The 16,555-nt window shown below is 71.5% G+C and carries 13 protein-coding genes and 1 pseudogene; 4 read left to right on the top strand and 10 right to left on the bottom strand.

Going from position 1 to position 16,555, the window contains the following annotated elements; all coding sequences use genetic code 11:
- Positions 1–354: 354 nt before the first annotated feature.
- From ACIBIW_RS23525 to glgA, 4 genes are all read right to left on the bottom strand, one after another.
- Positions 355–1,845 (bottom strand): SDR family NAD(P)-dependent oxidoreductase, encoded by a 1,491-nt coding sequence (locus ACIBIW_RS23525; protein WP_399338959.1) that lies wholly within the window; start codon positions 1,843–1,845, stop codon positions 355–357.
- Between the two features lie 137 nt (positions 1,846–1,982).
- Complete coding sequence (locus ACIBIW_RS23520) at positions 1,983–3,350, bottom strand: wax ester/triacylglycerol synthase family O-acyltransferase (protein WP_399338958.1); 1,368 nt, start codon at positions 3,348–3,350, stop codon at positions 1,983–1,985.
- 103 nt (positions 3,351–3,453) lie between these two features.
- A complete protein-coding gene (locus tag ACIBIW_RS23515; protein WP_399338957.1) occupies positions 3,454–4,689 on the bottom strand; it encodes a glucose-1-phosphate adenylyltransferase in 1,236 nt (411 codons plus the stop codon).
- A 97-nt stretch (positions 4,690–4,786) separates the two neighbouring features.
- Positions 4,787–5,935, bottom strand: coding sequence for a glycogen synthase (gene glgA / locus ACIBIW_RS23510; RefSeq protein WP_399338956.1), 1,149 nt, complete (start codon positions 5,933–5,935; stop codon positions 4,787–4,789).
- A 366-nt stretch (positions 5,936–6,301) separates the two neighbouring features.
- On the opposite strand from glgA, the gene ACIBIW_RS23505 reads away from it, so the two are divergent.
- Complete coding sequence (locus ACIBIW_RS23505; protein ID WP_399338955.1) at positions 6,302–7,390, top strand: DMT family transporter; 1,089 nt, start codon at positions 6,302–6,304, stop codon at positions 7,388–7,390.
- Positions 7,391–7,465: 75 nt separating this feature from the next.
- Here the strand turns inward: ACIBIW_RS23505 and ACIBIW_RS23500 are convergent, their stop codons facing one another.
- Positions 7,466–8,791, bottom strand: a complete 1,326-nt coding sequence (locus ACIBIW_RS23500) for a transglycosylase family protein (protein ID WP_399338954.1) — start codon at positions 8,789–8,791, stop codon at positions 7,466–7,468.
- Between the two features lie 383 nt (positions 8,792–9,174).
- Between ACIBIW_RS23500 and gndA the strand changes: the two genes are divergently transcribed.
- Positions 9,175–10,614, top strand: coding sequence for an NADP-dependent phosphogluconate dehydrogenase (gene gndA / locus ACIBIW_RS23495; protein WP_399338953.1), 1,440 nt, complete (start codon positions 9,175–9,177; stop codon positions 10,612–10,614).
- Between the two features lie 344 nt (positions 10,615–10,958).
- Here the strand turns inward: gndA and panD are convergent, their stop codons facing one another.
- From panD to ACIBIW_RS23470, 5 genes and pseudogenes are all read right to left on the bottom strand, one after another.
- Positions 10,959–11,381, bottom strand: coding sequence for an aspartate 1-decarboxylase (panD, locus tag ACIBIW_RS23490; protein ID WP_399338952.1), 423 nt, complete (start codon positions 11,379–11,381; stop codon positions 10,959–10,961).
- Between the two features lie 294 nt (positions 11,382–11,675).
- Positions 11,676–12,452, bottom strand: a complete 777-nt coding sequence (locus tag ACIBIW_RS23485) for an HNH endonuclease (RefSeq protein ID WP_399339205.1) — start codon at positions 12,450–12,452, stop codon at positions 11,676–11,678.
- A gap of 705 nt (positions 12,453–13,157) precedes the next feature.
- Positions 13,158–13,817, bottom strand: a complete 660-nt coding sequence (locus tag ACIBIW_RS23480; protein WP_399338951.1) for a nucleotidyl transferase AbiEii/AbiGii toxin family protein — start codon at positions 13,815–13,817, stop codon at positions 13,158–13,160.
- Positions 13,814–14,176: a hypothetical protein gene (locus ACIBIW_RS23475; protein ID WP_399338950.1), complete on the bottom strand. Its 363-nt coding sequence runs from the start codon at positions 14,174–14,176 to the stop codon at positions 13,814–13,816. The genes ACIBIW_RS23480 and ACIBIW_RS23475 overlap by 4 nt, the downstream gene beginning before the upstream one ends.
- A 218-nt stretch (positions 14,177–14,394) precedes the next feature.
- A pseudogene (locus tag ACIBIW_RS23470) lies at positions 14,395–14,834 on the bottom strand (IS5/IS1182 family transposase); the annotation flags it as partial.
- A 407-nt stretch (positions 14,835–15,241) separates the two neighbouring features.
- Between ACIBIW_RS23470 and ACIBIW_RS23465 the strand changes: the two are divergent.
- Positions 15,242–15,751, top strand: coding sequence for a hypothetical protein (locus tag ACIBIW_RS23465; RefSeq protein ID WP_399338949.1), 510 nt, complete (start codon positions 15,242–15,244; stop codon positions 15,749–15,751).
- Positions 15,752–15,808: 57 nt separating this feature from the next.
- Positions 15,809–16,453 carry a Crp/Fnr family transcriptional regulator gene (locus ACIBIW_RS23460; protein ID WP_399338948.1) on the top strand — a complete coding sequence of 215 codons (645 nt, stop codon included), beginning with the start codon at positions 15,809–15,811 and terminating at the stop codon, positions 16,451–16,453.
- Positions 16,454–16,555: the final 102 nt, after the last annotated feature.

The raw sequence follows: 16,555 nt of genomic DNA, 5'->3' as shown, positions 1-16,555 counted from the left end.
CATGGGCGCGGGTGGCGCCGGGGAGCCCTCCGTTCACTACAGGTTAACCATGTGAGCGGGCCGCCGCTCGATAGCCCGCAAAAACGGTGAGGTCATCCGCTCCATGACGGTGCGTCAGGGAATTGTCAGGCGGTGTCAGGGGCTGCGAGGGGTGGGCGATGGCCGTCATTCGGCCATGGTCCACCTGGCACGCCGCCGGGACCCGCCGGGCCGCGGGCCGGTGGCGCCATGTCCGTGCGTGGTACAGGGAGTTGGGGCCCGGCGGGCGTTACTCCGTCCGGGTGATCCGGTACGGGGCGGGCGGGACGGGCGCACCGGGGCGGGGTCCCGCCGGGCCTCGGGTGGCGCCCGGGGTCACCACTTCGCCGTGCCGTAGTCCTTCAGGAAGACGCCGTACAGGTCCTCGCCCGCCTCGCCGCGCACGATGGGGTCGTAGACCCGGGCGGCGCCGTCGATCAGGTCGAGCGGGGCGTGGAAGCCCGCGTCGGCGAGCCTGACCTTGTCCGGATGGGGGCGCTCGTCGGTGATCCAGCCGGTGTCGACGGCCGTCATCAGGATGCGGTCGCTTTCGAACATCTCCTGGGCGCTCGTACGGGTGAGCATATTGAGCGCGGCCTTCGCCATGTTGGTGTGCGGGTGCCCGGCGCCCTTGTAGCCGCGGGCGAAGACGCCCTCCATCGCGGAGACGTTCACGATGTAGCCGCGCCTGGCCCCGGCCGCGACGGCGGCGGCCATGGCCGGGCGGAGCCTGCTGATCAGGATGAAGGGGGCGGTGGAGTTGCAGAGCTGTACTTCGAGCAGCTCCATGGGCCCCACCTCGTCCACGGTCTGCACCCAGCTGTTGGTGTCGTGGAGGTCGGGGACGAGGCCGCCCGCGTCGATCGCGGTGCCGTCGGCGATCCTGGCGGGCGCGGCGGAGCCGGGCAGCAGGGCGAGTTCCGTGACGTCGCGGGCGCCGAGGCCGCCGCGGCGGGGCGCGGGCAGCGCGGCGGCCACCGCGCCCGAGTTGAAGGCGCCGATGGTCTCGGCCTCGGGCAGCTCGCCCGGGGGCGGCGGGGCCGACTCGGCGGCGACGAGTTCGCGGTAGGCGTCGGGTGAGCGGCGTACCGTCTGGGCGGCGTTGTTGACGAGGATGTCCAGCGGGCCCGCGGCGGCGACCGAGTCGGCGAGCGCCACCACCTGGGCCGGGTCGCGCAGGTCGATCCCGACGATCTTCAGCCGGCCGATCCAGTCGTCGCTGTCGGGCATGGCCTTGAAGCGGCGCACGGCGTCGGCGGGGAAGCGGGTGGTGAGGGTGGTGTGGGCGCCGTCCCGCAGCAGTCTGAGGGCGATGTACATACCGATCTTGGCGCGGCCGCCGGTGAGCAGGGCGCGCTTGCCCGTGAGGTCGGCGCGGGCGTCGCGGCGGGCCCTGTTGGTGGCGGCGCAGTCCTGGCAGAGCTGGTGGTAGAAGGCGTCGACCTCGGTGTAGCGGGTCTTGCAGACGTAGCAGGAGCGGGGGCGCCTGAGTATCCCGGCGACGGCGCCGCGCGCGGTGCCGGAGGGCAGCAGGCCCCTGGTCTCGTCGTCGACGCGCTCGGCGGAGCCGGTGGCGGTGGCCTCGGTGACGGAGCGGTCGTGGGCGGTCTTCGCGGCCCTGCGCTCCTGCCTGCGGCGCTTCTTCACGTCCCGGTAGATCCCGGCGGTGGCGCGCCTGACCGCGATGGCGTCGGGGTGGTCGAGCTCGATGTCCTCCAGCTCGGCGAGCACGGAGAGGCATACGGCGAGCCGCTGCGGGTCGATGCCGGGGCCGTACTCGGTGCCGGCGGCCGCGGCCTCGCGGGGGGCGTCGTCTGTCACGGTCATCGCCGTCGGGGTCCTCGTCATCACAGCGGGCGTTCGTTCGGACCCGAACAATACGTCACGTTCCGGCGGTGGCGGAGGCCGCCCGGGGAGCGGCACCGGGCGGCGCACCGGTGGCGCCGGGCCGTCGAACGCCCCGCTCAGCCGGTGTGCGTGGCCCGCTGGAGCGCGGCCAGCTCCCGGGGGACGGCCGCCGCGAGCGCGGGGAGGTCGGGGACGGCGGCGGCGTCGGCGAGCAGGCCGTAGTGGACGGAGCCCTGATACGTGGAGATCGCCACCGCGAGGGACTGGCCACGGGCGAGCGGGGCGAGGGGGTAGACCTCGGCGAGGGGGCAGCCGCCGAGCCGCAGGCCGAGCCCGGGCAGCGGCACGCTGGTGACCAGGATGTCGAAGAGCAGCCGCGCCGCCTGGGCGATCAGCGGGCCGCCGATCCTGTGGCCGAGCGGCGGGAGGCGGTCGGCGAGCAGTGCCACGGCGCCCGCGCCGCGGTGCGCCCCGGCCTCCTTGTTGCGGTCCATGGCGGCGCGCACCGCGCCCAGCCTGGCCACCGGGTCCGGCTCGGCGACCGGGAGCCGCAGCAGATAGCCGGAGAGCCGGTTGCCGCCGGGCTGCGCGGTGCGCGGGCGGCGCCGTGAGACGGGGATGAGGGCGCGGGGTGCGACGCCGGTACTGCCGTCGCCGCGCTCGTCGAGCCAGCGCCGCAGGGCGCCCGCGACCAGCGCGATCAGCACGTCGTTGACGGTGCCGCCGGTGACCTTGCGCACCCGGTGCACCTCGTCGAGGTCGAGCCGCACGCCCGCGGTGGCACGGGCCCCGGTGGGCGCCGCGGCCAGGGCGGGCGTGGAGCGCACGTCCCAGGTGCCGCGGGCGACCGCGGCGCCGATGTCGAGGGCGCGGGCGGCCTCGGCGGCGGCGTGCGCGACACCGCGCAGGCCGCCGCGTACCGCCTCCGGCAGCCGGTGCGGGGCGAGGGCGCCGAGCAGGTCGCGGGGCCCGGGCGGCGGGGGTGGCGTACGGCGCAGGCCGTCGGGGGCGGCGCCGCGGTCGAGGAGGGCCGCGGCGAGCGCGAGGGCGCGCATGCCGTCGGCGAGAGCGTGGTGGAACTTGAACAGCACGGCGAACGAGCCGCCGCCGGGCGCCCCGGGGATCACGTGCGCCTCCCACGGCGGGCGCTCCCGGCCGAGCGGGGCCGCCATCAGGGGGCCTGCGGCGGTGTGGAAGTCGGCGGCGGGCGGCGCGAGGCGCACATGGCCGAGGGGGTCGAAGCCCGGGTCGGGCACGCGGACCGCGCTGCCCGGGGGCAGCATCCGCTCCCTGATCCGCATCCTGAGCCCCGGTACGGCGGCGGCGCGTGCGGCCAGCAGCTCGGCGGCGTGCCGGGCCGCGGCCGCGCCGCCGCCGGGCGCCGGGGCGGTGAAGATCCCGAGGGCGCCGAGGTGCAGGGGGTGGCCGGGGGTCTCGATGTGCCAGAACGCGAGGTCGAGCGGGGCGAGCGGTTCTGCCGTCACGTACGTGCTCCCTGGATCAGCCGGCCGCCGAAAGGGATCGATCACGGTCGGGGAGCTTCAGGTTACATACGGTCAGATTGCCGGGCTTTCCGAACGCTTCCCGTCAGATCACCCGCTGCCCCTTGCCGAGGGCGATGACGCCGCCGGGCGAGACGGTGTACAGCTCCCGGTCGCGCTGGGGGTTGACGCCGATGGTGGCGCCGGCGGGCACGTCGATGTTCTTGTCGAGCACCGCGCCCCGTACCACCGCTCCCCTGCCGACGCGCACGTTGTCGTGGAGGACCGAGCCCTGCACGACCGCGCCCGGCTCCACGACCACCCCGGGCGACAGCACCGAGCGGGTCACCTGCCCCCGGATGACGCAGCTCGGGCTGACGATGGACTCCCCCGCGATGCCGCCGGCGCAGAAGCGGGCGGGCGGCTGGGGTCCCGTGTGGGTGTAGATGGGCCATCTGGAATTGTTCAGGTCGAAGACGGGATCGTCCGCGATCAGGTCGAGATGGGCCTCGTAGTAGGCGTCGAGGGTGCCGACGTCGCGCCAGTAGCCGTGGCCGCGCGGGGTCTCGCCCGGTACGTGGTTCTCCTGGAAGTCGTAGAGCTGGGCGTCGCCGCGCTCGGTGAGGCCGGGCAGGATCGAGCCGCCCATGTCGTGCGCGGAGTCCCCGTCGTCGGCGTCCCGCTGGAGGGCGTCCACCAGCGCCTTGGTGGTGAACACGTAGTTGCCCATGGAGGCGAGCACCTGGTCGGGGGCGTCGGGCAGGACCGGCGGGTCGGCGGGCTTCTCCAGGAAGGAGTCGACGCGGGCGCCGCCGGGGCCGGGGGTGATCACGCCGAAGGAGGCCGCCTCCGCGCGCGGCACCCTGATCCCGGCGACGGTGACGGCGGCGCCGCTGCCGATGTGCCGCTCGATCATGTGCCGGGGGTCCATCCGGTACACGTGGTCGGCGCCGAAGACCGCGATGTAGTCGGGCTGTTCGTCGTGGACGAGGTTGAGGGACTGGTAGATGGCGTCCGCGCTGCCGAGGAACCAGCGCGGACCGAGTCTCTGCTGCGCGGGCACCGGCGTGACGTAGTTGCCGAGCAGGCTCGACATCCGCCAGGTCGTCGAGATGTGCCGGTCAAGGGAGTGCGACTTGTACTGGGTCAGGACGCAGATCCGCAGGATGCCGCCGTTGACGAGGTTGGACAGGACGAAGTCCACGAGGCGGTAGGTGCCGCCGAAGGTGACCGCGGGTTTGGCGCGGTCCGTGGTCAGCGGCATCAGCCGCTTGCCCTCGCCGCCCGCGAGGACGATACCGAGCACCGAAGGTCCGCCGGTGCCGCCAGTCCCACCAGTCATGTGCCGCTCCCGCCGCCGTGCCGAACGTGACGTGGAGGCGGCCGGCCGCCTCGATGTCCTGTCGTCTGCCCCGCCTCCGCCGCGCGTACGCCCCGGCTCAGAGCGTCTTTCCGTACACCTCGGTGGTCCTTCGCGCCACCGTGTCCCAGCCGAACTCGGCGATCGCCCGCCGCCGCCCCGCGGCCCCCATCCGGTCCGCGAGCCCGGGCGAGGTCGCGAGCCGGTTCAGCGCCTCGCCGAGCGCCGCCTCGAAGCCGCGCGGGTCGGCCTCCTCGTACGGGACGAGCAGTCCCGTGGCGCCGTCCTCGACGACCTCGGGGATGCCGCCGACCGCGGACGCCACGACGGCGGTGCCGCAGGCCATCGCCTCCAGGTTCACGATGCCGAGCGGCTCGTACACCGAGGGGCAGGCGAACACCGCGGCGCGGGTGAGCAGTTGGACGACCTCGGAGCGCGGCAGCATCCGCGGTATCCAGAGCACGCCGTCGCGCGTGGCGCCCAGCTCGTCGACGAGGCCGTGGAACTCCCGGCCGAGCTCGTCGGTGTCCGGGGCGCCCGCGCACAGCACGAGCTGCACCTCGGGGTCGAGGGCGCGGGCGGCGCGCAGCAGGTGGGGCACGCCCTTCTGGCGGGTGACCCGGCCGACAAAGAGCACGTAGGGGCGGCCGGGGTCGACGCCGAAGCGCTCCAGGACGTCCGTGCCGTGGTCGGGTTGGTACAGCTCGGGGTCGATGCCGTTGTGGACGACGTGGACCCGGTCGGGGTCGACGGCCGGGTAGCAGGCGAGCACGTCCTCGCGCATGGCCGCGGAGACCGCGATCACGGCGTCGGCGGCCTCGACCGCGGTGCGCTCCGCCCAGCTCGACAGCGCGTAGCCGCCGCCGAGCTGCTCCGCCTTCCAGGGCCTGAGCGGTTCGAGGGAGTGCGCGGTGAGGACGTGCGGGACGCCGTGCAGCAGGCCCGCGAGATGGCCGCCGAGGTTGGCGTACCAGGTGTGGGAGTGGATCAGCTCCCGGCCCGCGAGGGCGGCGGCCATCGAGAGGTCGACGGAGAAGGCGCGCAGGGCGTCGTTGGCGCCGTCGAGCGCGGACCAGCCGCGGTGGCGTGTCAGCCCCTCGCCGCCGCCCTCGCCCCAGCAGTGCACGTCGAGGTCGATGAGGGAGCGCAGGTGCGCGGCAAGGAACTCGACGTGGACACCCGCGCCGCCGTAGACGTCGGGCGGGTACTCCCGGGTCAGCAGCCCCACCTTCACTCGGTACCCCCGTCTGTCCCGGTCGTTCACACGTTCCCCCGCCGTCGCGGCCGGGTCCCCACATGGTCGCCCGGATACGCCGCCCGCGGAAGACCCCCGGGGCTCCCGCCCCCTCCGCGCCGGGCGTCCGGGGGCGCGCCGGGGGGCGTGCGCCGGGGCGTGAGCCGCCATGGTCGTCCCCGGGTCGACAGTCTCGGGGATGACCGGGGCGCCGGAGTACTCCATCGGCAGTAGGACCGATGGCGTGCTCAGGTACGACGACGTGAGCCGTTCGGCGAGGCATCGTAGGAGTATGGATGTCGCGTGCTCTTCTCCGCCGGAGATACCTCCCAGATTGTCCTGTTCCGCGGGGAGCACTTCATGAGTGATCTGACACTGTCCGTGCTGCTCGCCCTGGTCTCGGCCGTGGCGTACGCGGCGGGCGCCGTGGTGCAGGAGCGGGTCGCCGCGGACACCCGGGGACAGTACGCGCCGCTGCGCCGTCCGAGCTGGTGGGCGGCCGTGGTGCTGAACGGGCTCGGCGGGCTGCTGCACGTGGCGGCGCTCGCGTACGGGCCGCTGAGCCTGGTGCAGCCGCTCGGCGCGCTGACGATCGTGTTCGCGCTGCCGATGGCGGCGCTCTTCGTGGGGCGCAGGGCGGGCGCCACGGCGTGGCGGGGCGCGGTGATGGCGACGGTCGGCCTCGCGGGCCTGCTGTCGCTGACCGGCTCGGCCGACGGCGGCTCCCTGGGCGACGGGCAGCGGATCTGGGTGGCGCTGCTCTCGGGCGGCACGGTGCTCGCGCTGATGGGGGGCGCGCGGCTGCTGCGGCGCTCTCCGGCGATGCGCAGTGTGCTGCTGGCGACGGCCAGCGGGATCGCCTTCGGTATCGCGTCGGTGTTCACGAAGACGGTGGCGCTCGACTGGTCGGACGGGCCCTCGGTGGGGCTCGAACTGCCGACGCTCCTGGTACTCGCGGTGATGGCGGTGGGCGGTCTGCTGCTGTCCCAGGCCGCCTACCGGGGCGCGGGGCTCGCCGCGCCACTGGCCACCCTGACGGTGGTGAACCCGGTGGTGGCGGCCGCGGTCGGCATAGCGCTGTTCGGGGAGTCGTTCAGGTACGGCACCACGGGCACCGCGCTCGCGCTGGTCAGCGGGATCGTCACCGCGGGTGGTCTGGTGATGCTGACGGTGGAGCGGGCCGGTTCCGAGGGCGCGGGGCCCGGGGAGCGGGCCGAGGCGCCGCTGCCGGCCGACAAGGCCGGGCGTGGCGCGCGGGAGGCCGTGGGCGGCGCCTCGGTGCCGGAGCAGGCGCGGCGCGCGGGTGAAGCGGCGCAGCAGCCGGGCGCCGGGGAGGGCGAGCCGACGTCGGGGGCGGCCGAGGCCGCTGCGGCGCCCGCGCCGAAGGTGCCGGTGCTGTTCAAGCGGCTGCCGCGGCAGAAGCCGAGACCCAAGGACGCGGCGGCCTGAATCACGCCTCCGTGGGTCCCGCCGGGGCCTACGGTGTCCGGGGCCCGGCCGTGTGGCGGGGCCCCGGTCGCCGGGTCAGATCTTGACGCCGTGCGCCCGCAGATAGGCCAGCGGGTCGATGTCGCTGCCGAAGGCGGGTCCGGTACGGACCTCGAAGTGCAGATGGGGGCCCGTGACGTTGCCTGTGGCGCCGGAGCGGGCCAGGCGCTGGCCCTCGACGACGCTCTGGCCGATCTTGACGCTGATCGCGGAGAGGTGGCCGTACTGGCTGTACTTGCCGTCGGCGTGCCTGACCACGACCTGGTAGCCGTACGAGCCGCCCCAGCCGGCGGCGACGACCTTGCCCGCGGCCATGGACTTCACCGTCGTACCGGTGGGGACGAGGAAGTCGACGCCCGTGTGGTAGCCCTTCGACCAGGAGCTTCCCGCCTGGTGGTAGGCGGTGCCGATACTGGCGGACACCGGCGCCATGACACCGGACGACGCCTTCTTCTCGGTCTTCTTCGGGGCGGCCTTGTGCTCCGTCTTCTGCGGGGCGGTCTTCTTCGGCGCTTCCTTGTGCTCGGTCTTGTGCGGTGTCTTGTGCTCGCTCTTGTGCTTGGTGGCCTCGGGCGCCTTGGTGGCCTTCTGGGTGGCCTTGGGGGCGGGCCTCGCCTGCTGCTCGGGCGCGGGCTCGGCCTTGCGCTTCGCGGGCGGCGCGGCGGGCTTCCCGGTGGCGGGCGCCTTGCCGTTCACGGACAGGCGCTGGCCCGGCAGGATCAGGTCGGGGTCGGAGCCGATGGTGGAGCGGTTGGCGGAGTAGAGCCGCTGCCAGCCGCCGTCGACACGGCGCTCCTCGGCGATGCCGGAGAGGGTGTCGCCGCGCACCACCGTGTACATCTCGGCGTCGCCCGCGCGGGACTGCGGGGTGGTCTCCGGCTTGACGTCCGAGACCTGCCGCTTGGGCTTGGCCTGGCGCTGCGTCGTGGGCGCGGCGGCCTGCTGCTCGCGCACCGTCTCCGGGTGGACGCCCGCCGCCCCGCCGCCCCTGCTGAGCCCGGCGCGCCCGGAGCACACCGGCCAGGCGCCGGGCCCCTGGGCGTCGAGCACCTTCTCGGCGACGGCGATCTGCTGGTCGCGGCCGGCCTGGTCGGCGCGGGCCGCGTAGGCCCGGCCGCCGTACGCCTCCCAGGTGGACTGGGTGAACTGGAGCCCGCCGTAGAAGCCGTTGCCGGTGTTGACGCTCCAGTTGCCGCTCGACTCGCAGGCCGCGACCTTGTTCCAGGTGTCCAGGTCGGCCGCGTGGGCCGCGCCGGCCCCGATGAGCGGTATCGCCATCCCCGCGCCGCCGGCGGTCAGGGTGAGCGACGCCCGGTTCATTCTGTTCGGCTGGTACCGGCGATGACGACCGCGTACGGCCATGGGAGCCCCCTTGCTCTCTGTGTCGGGGCAGCTCCCCCGAGTTCATGTCATCAGGCGTCGCAAAAGTAAGGCCAGGAACCGGCCAGGACAAGAGGGCAATCGGTCGCTCCGCAGCGGAATTCGGGGCGTTCCCGCCCCACCGGATTTGCCCTCGTTCGCCGTCGCACACCTTCGGCACCCGCGCTGTCCTGCGGGTTTCCGCCGGGGATGCCGGGTGGGAACACTCCCGGGACCCGTGTCCTGATACGGCCGAAAGGCGCACTGCCGACGGGCGCGTGCGGCCGTGCGGCGGCACTCGGGGAGCCCCGCCTGCACCGGCGGCGCGCACGGGTGATACTTGCGCCACGACCGGCAGTTCCCACCCAGTTCCAGGAGCAGCAGGAATGAGCAGTTCAGCCCAGATCGGTGTCACGGGGCTCGCGGTGATGGGCCGTAACCTCGCCCGAAACTTCGCCCGCAACGGCTACTCGGTGGCCCTGCACAACCGCACCGCCGCCAAGACCCGTGCGCTGGTGGAGGAGTTCGGCTCCGAGGGCGACTTCGTACCGACCGAGACCGCCGCGGAGTTCGTGGCCGCGCTGGAGCGGCCGCGGCGCCTGGTCATCATGGTGAAGGCGGGCGACCCCACCGACGCGGTCATCAGGGAGTTCGCGCCGCTGCTCGAACCGGGCGACATGATCATCGACGGTGGCAACGCCCATTTCGCCGACACCAGGCGCCGCGAGCGCGAGCTGCGCGAGCAGGGCATCCACTTCGTCGGCACGGGCATCTCGGGCGGCGAGGAGGGCGCGCTGCACGGCCCGAGCATCATGCCGGGCGGTTCGCCCGAGTCGTACGAGTCGCTGGGCCCGATGCTGGAGAAGATCGCGGCGAAGGCGTCGGACGGCGCCCCCTGTGTCACCCACATCGGCCCCGACGGGGCGGGGCACTTCGTCAAGATGGTGCACAACGGCATCGAGTACGCCGACATGCAGTTGATCGGCGAGGCGTACCAACTGCTGCGCGAGGTGGCGGGCTACTCCCCCGCGCGGATCGCGGAGATCTTCAGGACCTGGAACGAGGGGCGCCTCGACTCGTACCTGATCGAGATCACCGCCGAGGTGCTGTCCCATGTGGACGCGGCCACCGGCAGGCCGTTCGTGGACGTGGTGCTCGACCAGGCCGAGCAGAAGGGCACGGGCCGCTGGACGGTGCAGATCGCGCTCGACCTCGGGGTGCCGGTGTCCGGTATCGCCGAGGCGGTGTTCGCGCGCTCCCTGTCCGGGCACTCGGCCCTGCGCGAGGCGTCGGGGGAGCTGGCGGGCCCGGGCGCCGCCCCGCTCGGCGAGGAGGAGGCCGCGGCCTTCGCCGACCAGGTGGAGCAGGCGCTGTACGCGTCGAAGATCGTGTCGTACACGCAGGGCTTCCACGAGATCGCGGCCGGGATGGACGAGTACGGCTGGCCGGTGGACCAGGGCGCGGTGGCGTCGATCTGGCGCGGCGGCTGCATCATCAGGGCGGCGTTCCTCGACCGCATCAGGGCGGCCTACGACGCCCGTCCCGACCTGCCGAGCCTGCTCGCCGACAAGGGGTTCGCGGACGAGATCGGAGCGGCCCAGGACGACTGGCGCGCGGTGCTGGTGGCGGCGGTGCGCCAGGGCGTGCCCACGCCGGGCTTCTCCGCGGCGCTCGCGTACTACGACGCGCTGCGCGCCCGGCGGCTGCCCGCCGCCCTCACCCAGGGCCAGCGCGACTACTTCGGCGCGCACACCTACCGCCGTGTGGACCGCGAGGGCACGTTCCACACGCTGTGGGGCGGCGACAAGTCCGAGGTCGAGGCGTGAGGGAGTGAGCGCCCGGCGGGCGGGCGGCGGCCACGGGGGCGCCGCCCGCCCGCCGGGACCGGCTCACACAGGTCCCGGCTGGGGCACCGGTTCGGGGTCCGGCGGTTTCGGGATCGGGGAGGGCCCGGGGGACGGCCTCGGGTCCGGCCCGGGCGGCACCGGATCGGGGTCGGGGACCGGCGGCACCGGGTCGGGTGCGGGCCCCGGGGGCTGCGGCCCTGGACCTGGCGTGGGTGCCGGGGGGACCGGGTCGGGCGGCGGATGTGTCATGACGACCTCCACTCCGCTTTCGTCTCGGCGTGCATCGTTTCCGCCAGACGGGTACCCGGCCGTGTCGAGCGGAATCAGCCCCGGGTGACGGCGAGTGGCGGGCGGCTGGTGTCGCCGCCGGGCGCGGGCTCCGCGGGGTCGGCGCCGAGGGCGGCGACGCGGTTGTCCGCGTCGACGTGCACCACGCGCGGCACCATGCGGCGGGCCTCGGCGTCGTCGACCTGTGCGTAGCTGATGACGATGACCAGGTCCCCCGGGTGGACGAGGTGCGCGGCGGCGCCGTTGATGCCGATGACCCCCGAGCCGCGCTCCCCCTCGATGACATAGGTCTCAAGGCGGGCGCCGTTGGCGATGTCCACGATGTGCACCAGCTCGCCCGGCAGCAGGTCGGCGGCGTCCAGCAGTTCGGCGTCGATGGTGACGGAACCCACGTAGTGCAGGTCCGCCTGGGTCACGGTGGCACGGTGGATCTTGGACTTGAACATGGTACGCAGCACTTTGGACTCCTGGAAGACAGCTCCCTGCCAGCTTTCTCCTGGTCAAGGGCGGTATCACTCTACAACTGGCACGCGTCTGTCTCGAAGATTGTGAGGAACATCGCTTCACTCTGAGGAGAAGGCGCCCTACCTGCTGCTTCCGCGCGAACCAGGCAGTTGTGACGTCACCCACCAGCCTCCGCCCGGGCAGCCCTCTCGCAATATCCGAGGACGAGCGGGCGAGATGGCTCCCGGTCGTCCAGCACCCGGGTCCGGACGGCCGCGTTCGAAGGAAACTCGAAGGTCACCTTCCGCTCAAGCCCCAGCGACTCCAGCCGAATCCGTCTGAACTTCTCCGCGAGCCCGTTGGCCGTCCCCGCAAAACCCGACACTCTCCACTTCTCCGTAGCCCGCGTCGTCGCACGCTTCAGCCAGGTACTCACGGATGAGCCGACCGACCACGTCGCCCTCATGGACGCGCTCGTTGAACACAGCTCGCTTGAAGGCAGCGCGCTCCTCGGGTCCCAGGAAAGCCACCAAATGCTTTGCCCTGGGATGCTGGTAACCGCAGCAGATCAGGCGCGTACAGACGGTCCGTGAAGTCCTCAGTTTGGGCGTCCGCCAAGGATGGTGGGGGTAGCCTCGCAGCTCCGCCTTGCAGCGATCGAGGATCTTGAACAGCTCGGCCTTGTTTCGGTGCTTCTCACTGCCGTAGTGCAACTGGAACCACTCGCGCCGGTCCATGTCGGCTATCTCTCGCTGCACACGCTCCACACGTCTTGTGATGCCGGCGTACACCCTGGGGGGCATACCTCTGGTTGCGAAACCTGCCTCCGGATACCTGTGATGGAGATCCAAGTCGACCACCCATCGCCGCGCGGTACGGCCCCTCTTCCAGCGATTGCAGTCTTCGCAGGCTGGAACGAAGTTCCACCAGATGTCTGCCCCGGTATCGGCGATGGGCTTCTCGTGGTCAATCGTGGTGGCCGCGGAACAACCGCAGTAGACACACAAGCCCCGATGCGCCGTCAGGACCATGAGCCACTGCCATGTCTTCTGCTTGCCTCGCTCTCCGCGACGGATCTCGTCCATCACGCCCCCTCCGTTGCCTCAGGATGATCAACGGCGATCGTAGAAGACGGCACTGACAATCAAGAGCGAGCCGGACGTCGCGGTGGGCGTCCCCGCTCCCCCGCCTCCGAGTCGGCGTGGGTGACTTTTCAGATCCAGCCTCACCACCGCCCGGGGTCAATACCGTGTTGCTCCAGTCGGCTGGAGGGGGCTCACATGAAGTATGGAGATGCGGACTATATAACTGTCCGGGACGCCATGGTAGCGATTCTGAAGGGGTGGGCCAGAGAGGGCCGGACCGGCACTTATAAGGCGCTGAGCGAGGCCGTGGCGCCGGAGCACCCGGTGCATTACCACAGCCGGATGATGTCGCTTCTGCTGGCAGACGTTTGCCGCACGGACAGCACCGGTCCCGAGCCCATGCTGTCAGCACTAGTTGTCAATGGATCCAGCCGGAAGCCTTCGGGCCAATTCTTCGAGCTGGCGGTTACCGAGTTCCACCGTCGGGACCCGAACTGGGCATGGGAGCGGGAGCGGGATGCAGTGTTTGACCGTTACCGCGGCTCGGTTTCGCCGTGAGTCCACCGCGGGGTATCGCTCGGCTGCCATGCACATCCTGCGTGCGGAGCAGCACCCACCGTGGACGGCTCCGGGTTGGAATGTGCTGGATACACCGCCCCCTCTCGTTGCAACGGCAGTAGAGGGGATGGACGCGATGACCGCCTCTCAGGCGTTCTCGTCATGGATCCGCGCACCCAGATCCTCCGCCCACTCCAGCGCCCACGCCTTGAGTTCCTCGATCTGCCGGGAGGTGAGCCCGTACGCGGTGTAGTCCTCATCCTCGTACCAGTCAGCGCCGATCAGCCGGTCCCGTAGATCTTCGAGGCTGAACTCGTCGTAGGCGCGACGGCGGCCCAGGGATTCGAGGTCGGCGGTGGAACGGTGGCGGGAGGCAGCCTGAACGTCGATGAGATCGCGCGCGGTGCCGCGGTCGGCGAGGGCACGGACCTTGGTGCCGATCACGTCGTCAAGCGAAAGAACGGGGCCGTAGGGGGTCTGGGCAGGCGGAGCCCAGAACGCCTCCTTGAGGACGTCGACCTCGCACTGCTCGCCAATGTCCGGATCGGTGACGAGGAACCGGCCGCTGAGCGGATCGGATTGGACGTGTGTGGTCCGCCATCCGCGCTCGCTGAGACCTGCTGTGAGTGAGGCGACGATCACCTGCATCGGAGCGGGGTTCTCGGTGGCGACATCGAGGTCACGGCTGCAACGTTCGACCAGGCCGTGGGCCTGCACGGCGTATCCGCCGGTGAGGACCAGAGGGTAGGGGGAGCCGAGGTCGAGGATGTCGGCGAGCAGACGCTCGTGGAGCGGAGTGAGCTTCACGCGGCGGTCGTGTCGGCCGGAGCGGTGCGACGCAGCCCGGGGAAGGCGTCCTCCCAGACCTCGCGGATGTAGGAACTGATCAAGCGCCGCAGCACGGGCCACTGCTCGGTGAGCAGCCGGTGGTGCAGGAGGGCCACCAGGTCCTCGCTCAGCCCTTCGGCGAGGACGGTCCGGTAGAGCGTCATGCGGGATTTCGGACGGTCCAGGCTGTAGCTCGTCCGCCCGGACCAGACGATGTGGAGCGGCAGATCCACGTTGCCCTCGACGGGGCCGGCCAGCTCCTGCAAGCGCTCGGGCAGTCGGCTGCGGTAGCGGTCCCGCAGCACCTCGGCGCGGGGGGCGGTGATCGTCGTGTCCATGCATCCAGTATCGCTGCTGGGAGGCGGCTGTGCGGCGGATGCGGGGCTCCCCTGTTCTCTGTACGGGTCGGGCGGCCGCCTGCCCTTCTCTCGGACACCCCACCCAGTGGGCGCTCAGCGCATCATCACCTACCGGCTGCGGCTTTGGTCTCAGGTGTCGGAGATGACGACGGTGCCGAAGCCAAGGCCCCTGGCGCCGTCGGAGTGGACGAGAAGGACACCGCGGCGGTGATGACCGCTATGCGGCTCGGACTGCGAGCGGCTTCGGCGGAAGATCCGCCAGAATTTCAGGCGGGCGACGCCTCGTTCGGCGAACGCGAGGCCCGGCAGGGCCGGCGAGATCCACGGCATGCGCCTTCGGGGCCGGTGACGACCTTCACGTTCACGCCGTGGCGTCGATGCTTGTGCGAGTAGTCGGTTCGTCCGTCGCCCGGGCGGTCGCACTCGCCGAGGGTGCCGTCCAGGAACACGTCGTCGGGGTCTTGCTCGCGCAGGGCCTTGAGCAGGCCCAGTGCCCGGTCGACCAGCAGCCGCACGACGGCAATGGTGCAGGTGTGGGCAGCGCCCACGGATACGCCGACCCGGCGGCGAGCTGGACGAGGGTGTCGTGCTTGCACAGGCAGGCCAGAGCGACGAGTGGGCACTGGTGCGGCGGGAGCACTCGGCCAGTGCATGAGGCAGGGGCTCCTGGACCGGCAGGTTGAGACGTCGAACATCTCACCCAACAGCACAGGAGCCAGGTGTGTTGCTGGCACCGATGTCATCTGACCTGCAAAGACACCCGCATGCTAGATCTTGGACTTGAACATGGTGCGCAGCATCACGGTGCTCCCAGAATCGGCTCACGGCCTGTTTTTTGCAGGTCAAGGGCGCTCTTCACTGTCCACCTGCACGCACAAGAGCCGAAGCTCGTCAGGAGCGTCAACTCAGCCCCCGAAAGGGTCTCCCTGCCCGACTGTGACTGACCGGTCGTGGCCTCTACCACCTGGTGGGCAGCTACGCCTCGTTCTCCTGCCCAGACTGCTGTTCCGAGCCGCATGGCAATGAAAACGAAGAGGAGTGGCAGTGGAAGGATCCGAGCCCCAGAACGTCCCGCTTTCCGCAGCGCCGACAACCGGTGCGCTCCTGAGCGGTGAAGACACGATGTTCGTCGAGGTACAGCGCGCGGACGCGAAGGCGACGGCGCTGTGCGGAGTCACCGGTGCACTGCTTGCGATCACGGCGGGGACGGGGCTGTCCACATCGGTCGGCTCGTCGCGCTTGCTCAGTCTGGCGATAACGCTGGTAGGCACGCTGCTCGGGACAGCCCTGGCGTCGGCGCTCACAGCATTGCGCCCCGTCTTCCCGAAAGACGACGGGCTGATCTGGCGTGAGGTGTTTGCCTGCGGAGACAGGCACGCGTCGGGATCCGTTCCACGAGGCTCGGCGAGCTGCCCGCGGTCACCGGAACGTGAGGCCGCTCTGATCACCCTCGCGCGCCGGAAGTTCCGGGCGATCAAGGTAGCCGTCGACCTGACCGTGGCCTCAATCGTCGTGGCCGGATTGGTCCTGTTGCTCACCTTCCTCACATCCTGAAAATCTCACCCTCTATGGGATGGTCCCTACGTTTGGGGTGATATGTATCAGTCACACATGGCACTGTTCGGCGAGGCTCTGTGGGCGCAGTTGCGTGACCTCGCCCCGGTGCGAGTGCGCCCGGCCCGAAGCGTTCTCCTGCGGCAGGGGGACCCCGGCACCCACGTGGCTCTACTGGCTACGGGGTCGACCCTGGTGACGCTCACAGGCCCGAACGGTTTACGGGCCCTGCTCGCGGTTCGCGGCTCCGGTGAACTGCTCGGCGAACTGGCCGTCCTGGATGCCCAGCCCCGCTCGGCTTCCGTGATCGCCGCAGAATCCTGCCGTGTGCACCTCATTCCCGCCTCCGAATTCCTCTCCTTCGTCGAGAACAACGGCCTTCTCAACCCGTTGCTGCGCCACGCGATCGCGCGGGTCAAGGAATCCGAGGCGGTCAGGCTCGAACTCGCCACCGCAAACGTCCCGGTGCGTCTGGCCAGTGCCCTGTGCCGACTCGTGGACGCGGCTCCGCCGAACGGGCCGACGGTCACTGTCCGACTGACTCAGGAGGAGCTTTCCCAGATGATCGGCGCGTCCCGCAACGCCGTGGGTACGGCCATCAAGCCATGGCGGGAAGAAGGCTGGGTCGAGACGGACCCGGGCGGCGGGCTACTGATCCACGACATCACTTCGATCACGACCCACGCCTACAGCACGATGTGATCGGCCGCACCCGGGTGGTGCCCAGCAGTGGGCACCACGACGCGCACGGACCGAAGAGCATGGGGCACTCGATTCCTCCGCCATGACCGAACGGCCGGTGTC

Origin of the sequence: Streptomyces sp. NPDC050560, from assembly GCF_044457285.1 — a bacterium.
In the GTDB taxonomy this organism is placed as follows: domain Bacteria; phylum Actinomycetota; class Actinomycetes; order Streptomycetales; family Streptomycetaceae; genus Streptomyces.
This window is presented reverse-complemented; position numbering and strand designations above follow the sequence as displayed.

Bases quoted from the DNA above. Each gene is read 5' to 3' on its own strand.
- gndA (WP_399338953.1), top strand. From the start codon at position 9,175: ATGAGCAGTTCAGCCCAGATCGGTGTCACGGGGCTCGCGGTGATGGGC.
- ACIBIW_RS23460 (WP_399338948.1), top strand. From the start codon at position 15,809: ATGGCACTGTTCGGCGAGGCTCTGTGGGCGCAGTTGCGTGACCTCGCC.
- ACIBIW_RS23500 (WP_399338954.1), bottom strand. From the start codon at position 8,791: ATGGCCGTACGCGGTCGTCATCGCCGGTACCAGCCGAACAGAATGAAC.
- ACIBIW_RS23525 (WP_399338959.1), bottom strand. From the start codon at position 1,845: ATGACCGTGACAGACGACGCCCCCCGCGAGGCCGCGGCCGCCGGCACC.
- ACIBIW_RS23515 (WP_399338957.1), bottom strand. From the start codon at position 4,689: ATGACTGGTGGGACTGGCGGCACCGGCGGACCTTCGGTGCTCGGTATC.
- ACIBIW_RS23485 (WP_399339205.1), bottom strand. From the start codon at position 12,452: ATGGACGAGATCCGTCGCGGAGAGCGAGGCAAGCAGAAGACATGGCAG.
- ACIBIW_RS23475 (WP_399338950.1), bottom strand. From the start codon at position 14,176: ATGGACACGACGATCACCGCCCCCCGCGCCGAGGTGCTGCGGGACCGC.
- ACIBIW_RS23505 (WP_399338955.1), top strand. From the start codon at position 6,302: ATGAGTGATCTGACACTGTCCGTGCTGCTCGCCCTGGTCTCGGCCGTG.